Here is a 4882-nt window from a genome sequence, read left to right as displayed (position 1 = left end):
AGGTCGCGCCGGGACAACGGCGTGCGCCACCAGGATCCCCCGCGCCGCTCGCCGTTCCGCGACTGTGTCACCACAACCAGCTATCCCCTAGTACCCACCCGCCGCCACCCCGGCGGCGGCGATGGACGCCCCAAGCCCCGGGCGCCACCCCGCGACCCGGCGTTCTGACTCGACTAGGAAACCACGAATCGACGGCCGCCCGGGTTCGAAGTCCGATTCACCCGGTTCACCGGGCCCAGAATCACCGACTTGGCTGGTCCGGCCGGAGGGCGAGCCCGGCGGCGGCGTCGATCCGTGGTCGTGTCGACGCCGCCGCGGCACCGGCACCCGGGGCGCGCGGGCCCCGGGCGGGCGGTCAGCTCAGGCCCAGCCGCAGCTTGAGCGCATCCAGCTCGTCCCGCAGCGAGGAGGGCACCGAGTCGCCGATCTTGGCGAACCACTCCTCGATCAGCGGGATCTCGGCCGCCCACTCGTCGCGGTCGACCTCCAGCGCGGCGGCCACCTGCTCGGCCGTCAGATCGAGGCCGTCGACGTCCAGCGAGCCGACCCCGGGCACGTGGCCGATGGGGGTCTCGACCGCGGCGGCGGTCCCCTCCAGCCGTTCCATGACCCACTTGAGCACCCGGGAGTTCTCCCCGAAGCCCGGCCACAGGAACCCGCCGTCGGCGTCGCGCCGGAACCAGTTCACGTAGAAGATCTTGGGCAGCTTGCCGGCGTCGGCACCCTTGCCCATGTCGATCCAGTGCGCGAAGTAGTCGCCGGCGTTGTAGCCGATGAACGGCAGCATGGCCATCGGGTCGCGGCGGACCACGCCGACCGCTCCGGTCGCCGCGGCGGTGGTCTCCGAGGACAGCGTGGCGCCCATGAACACGCCGTGCTGCCAGTCGCGGGACTGGGTGACCAACGGGACGGTGGTCTTGCGGCGTCCGCCGAACAGGATGGCCGAGATCGGCACGCCGACCGGCTCGAAGTACTCGTCGGCGATGATCGGGCACTGCGTGATCGGGGTGCAGAAGCGCGAGTTCGGGTGGCTCGAGGGCTCAGTGCTGTCCGGGGTCCAGTCGCGGCCCTTCCAGTCGGTCAGGTGGGCCGGCGGCTCCTCCGACAGGCCCTCCCACCAGACGTCGCCGTCGTCGGTCAGCGCGACATTGGTGAACAGCGAGTTGCCCTGGGCGATGGTCCGCATCGCGTTCGGGTTCGTGTTCCACCCGGTGCCCGGGGCCACGCCGAACAGGCCGTACTCGGGGTTGACCGCGTACAGCCGGCCGTCCTCGCCGAACGTCATCCAGGCGATGTCGTCGCCCAGCGTCTCGACCTTCCAGCCCGGGATCGTCGGCTCCAGCATGGCCAGGTTGGTCTTGCCGCACGCGCTGGGGAACGCGGCGGCGATGTAGTTGACCTTGCCCTCGGGCGAGGTGATCTTGAGGATCAGCATGTGCTCGGCCAGCCAGCCCTCGTCCCGGGCCATCACCGAGGCGATGCGCAGCGAGTAGCACTTCTTGCCGAGCAGGGCGTTGCCGCCGTAGCCGGAGCCGAACGACCAGATCGTCCGCTCCTCCGGGAACTGCACGATGTACTTGGTGTCGTTGCACGGCCAGGGCACGTCCTGCTGGCCCGGCGCCAGCGGCGCCCCGATCGAATGGAGGGCCTTGACCCAGGGCAGACCCTGGTTGATCAGCTCCAGCGCCCGCGTGCCCATCCGGGTCATGATCCGCATGGAGGCGACCACGTACTCGGAGTCGGTGATCTCGACGCCGAGCTTGGGGTTCGGGGCGTCGTACGGGCCCATGCAGAACGGGACGACGTACATGGTGCGGCCGGCCATGCAGCCCTCGTAGAGCGCCGTCATGATCGACTTCATGGCGCTCGGGTCCATCCAGTTGTTGGTGGCCCCCGCGTCGGCCGGATCGACCGAACAGATGTAGGTGCGGTCCTCGACCCGGGCGACGTCCGTCGGGTCGGAGGCGGCGTAGTAGGAGTTCTCCTTGGCCGCGAGCTTGACCACGGTGCCGGTCGCCAGCATGTGGTCGGTCAGCCGCGTCCACTCCTCGTCGGACCCGTCGGTGAAGACCACGCGATCGGGCCGGGTCAGCTCGGCCACCTCCAGGACCCAGGACAGCAACGCCGGCGCGGTGCCCGCGGGCGCGCCCACGAGCTCGATCCCGCCCGATACCCGGGGGAGCGGCACGGCCGGGATCTCGGCGGCGCCGGTGGCTTCGTCGGTCGGACGGATCACGGCGGTCACAAGCATCATCTCCTGCAGGTTTCGGGACCCGACGGCCGGCCGGGCCGACTGGCAAAACGCCGAACGGCACCTCGTCGTGCCAGTCGATTCCCGCGACAGTAGTCACGGGGTGTTGCGACCGGTCCGGCAATTCACTGTCGGCCGCGCCACAGAATCGTGAAAGACGCCGACAACGCGGGTGTGGGATCGCCCACCCCGTGTGCGATCTTGTGCGGTGCCGGTCGGAGTTGGGTGAACCTGCCGCTACCTGCGCAGATGCTCTCGCGTCGCGATCTTGGTCCGGATCGGCGTCCGGTCCGCGTTTCACCCCTGACGATTGCCGAAGAAATGAGCCGGTTCACGGCGGGCCATTTCGAGAAGCATTGCGACCGATCCGCGGAGAATTGCCATTACCGAACGTAACGGCTGATCACCACCCGATTCCGGGGCCGCCACCCGTCTCGGGTCATGCGCCGGGGGCGACCGCCTGACAGGCTGCGGGCATGTGCCGACTCTTCGGATTGCACGCCGGGGCCGACCCGGTCACCGCCTCCTTCTGGCTGCTCGACGCCCCGGACAGCCTGCGGCGGCAGAGCCACCGCAATCCGGACGGCGCCGGCATCGGGGTCTTCACCGCGGACGGAACACCGGTGCTGGACAAGCAGCCGATCGCGGGGTACGAGGACGCCGAGTTCGCCCGGGAGGCCCGGACGGCCCGCAGCCGCACCTTCGTGGCCCATGTCCGCTACGCCAGCGTCGGGGCGCACACGGTAGCCAACACCCATCCGTTCACCCTCGACGGCCGGATCTTCGCCCACAACGGAACGCTCACCGGGATCGACGCCCTGGACCGGCGGCTGGCGGAGCTGGGCGCGAGCGGGACCGTGCTCGGCGACACCGACAGCGAGCGGATGTTCGCGCTGATCACGGCCGAGACCCGGCGGCACGGCGGCTCCGTGGCCGACGGCATCGCGGCGGCGATCGGCTGGATCGCCGACCATCTCGGCGTGTTCTCGGTCAACTTCGTCCTCGGCACGCCCGACGAGCTGTGGGCCCTGCGCTACCCGGCCAACCACGAGCTGTACGTGCTCGACCGCACGGCCACCTCGCCCGCGCCGGCCCGGCCCCTGGCCGTCGCCTCACCGCGCATCCGGGCCCACGTCCCCGACCTGACGGCGCAGCCCGCGGTCGTCGTCGCCACCGAACCGATGGACGGCGAGACGGGCTGGCGGCTGATGAATTCCGGCGAGTTGCTGCACGTGTCCCGGGACCTGACCATCACCACCAGCCGGCCGTTCCCGCACGCCCCGGCGCATCTGCTGACCCTGGCCGACCTCGACCCGACCGCCGCCGCGTCGCAGGCGCCGTCCGCCCAGACCACCACCGGCCTGGCCCGCTGAGCCCGCCGGCCCGGACCTCGGGCCGTACGCGGCGCACGTCGGCGACGGGTCCGATCAGGTCGCCGGCGACACCGAGGACATGTTGAACCCGTCGACGGTGATCGGCGGCATCGCGGTGCGGGTGAACCAGTCGCTCCACTCCCGCGACAGGGTCGGCACGGTCGCCCCCACGTCGGCGGCCTGCCGCAGGATGTCCAGCGGGGACATGTTGAAGCGGAAGTTGTTGACCGCGCCGACCAACTCCCCGTGCTCCACCAGGAATACCCCGTCCCGGGTCAGGCCGGTCAGCAGCAACGTCATCGGGTCGACCTCGCGGATGTACCACTGCGAGGTCAGCAGCAGGCCCCGGTCGACGTCGGCGACCAGCGCGTCGACGTCCCGGCCCGGATCGCCGCCGGTCAGGACGAGGTTGTCGGTGGACGGGGTGAACGGCTCGCCGAACTCGGCCGCCGACCCGCGGGTGTGCAGCAGGGAGCCGATCACGCCGCCCCGGACGAAGTCGTGCCGGCCGAGCGGGGCGCCGTTGTCGAAGACCGAGACGTCGTCGCTGGACTGCCCGGCGACCAGGAACGGCGCCGCGGCCAGGCCGGGCTCGGCCGGGTCGCTGTACAGGTCGAGCGGGCGGTCGGTGAGCCGCTCGCCCGAACGGGTGCCGCCGCCGGGGGCGGCGAACACCGACCGGCCCTCGTGCGCCTCCCGGGCGCCGGCGCTCCACGACAGGTTGATCATCAGGTCGGCCACCGCGGTCGGCGGCAGCACCGTCCGGTAGCGGCCCGGCGGCAGCTCGATGCTGCGCTGCGCCCAGCCCAGCCGGTGGTCGAGGCCGGCGAGCACCCCGGTCAGGTCGACCCCCACGAAGTCCGGGGTCGACGCGCCGGCCCAGGCCGACCGGCGCAGGTCGGCCGACTTCGCGTTGACTTCCAGGGTGCCGGTGGGCTGCACCCAACGGCGGCGCAGTCCGGTCGACGACCCCAGGTAGGTGGTGGTGACGTCGTGGTCGACGAAGCCGTACAGCACCTGCTGCCGCCCCCTGGCCCGGTCGAAACCGTCGGCCAGCTGCGCGATCAGCGCGTCGAACACGGCGAACGAGGTCTCCGCCGGGGCGCCGTCGAAGTCGTCGGTCCCGTCCGGCCCGATCAGCGGCTGCGCGTCCCGGGCCGGACCCTGCCGTGCGGTGGCGGCCGCGGCGGCCCGGGCGGCCGCGACGACGGCGCCGACGGTCTCGACGGAGGCCGCGTCCGCGGCCGAGCCGGCCACC

At 71.8% G+C, this 4882-nt stretch carries 3 protein-coding genes; 1 reads left to right on the top strand and 2 read right to left on the bottom strand.

What is annotated here, in order from left to right:
- Positions 1–355: 355 nt before the first annotated feature.
- Positions 356–2251 (bottom strand): phosphoenolpyruvate carboxykinase (GTP), encoded by a 1896-nt coding sequence (locus tag ACOJUF_RS20325; RefSeq protein ID WP_420123635.1) that lies wholly within the window; start codon positions 2249–2251, stop codon positions 356–358.
- A 476-nt stretch (positions 2252–2727) separates the two neighbouring features.
- Between ACOJUF_RS20325 and ACOJUF_RS20320 the strand changes: the two genes are divergently transcribed.
- The gene (locus ACOJUF_RS20320; protein WP_420123634.1) at positions 2728–3624 is read left to right on the top strand and encodes a class II glutamine amidotransferase; all 897 of its coding nucleotides are present in this window, start codon (positions 2728–2730) and stop codon (positions 3622–3624) included.
- A 54-nt stretch (positions 3625–3678) separates the two neighbouring features.
- Here the strand turns inward: ACOJUF_RS20320 and ACOJUF_RS20315 are convergent.
- On the bottom strand, positions 3679–4882 hold a 1204-nt coding region (locus tag ACOJUF_RS20315; RefSeq protein ID WP_420123633.1), incomplete at its 5' end, for a metallopeptidase TldD-related protein.

It is taken from the genome of Nakamurella sp. (assembly GCF_048594475.1).
Taxonomy (GTDB): Bacteria; Actinomycetota; Actinomycetes; order Mycobacteriales; family Nakamurellaceae; genus Nakamurella.
The sequence above is the reverse complement of the archived record's forward strand: the minus strand, read 5'-3'. Positions and strand labels throughout refer to the sequence as shown.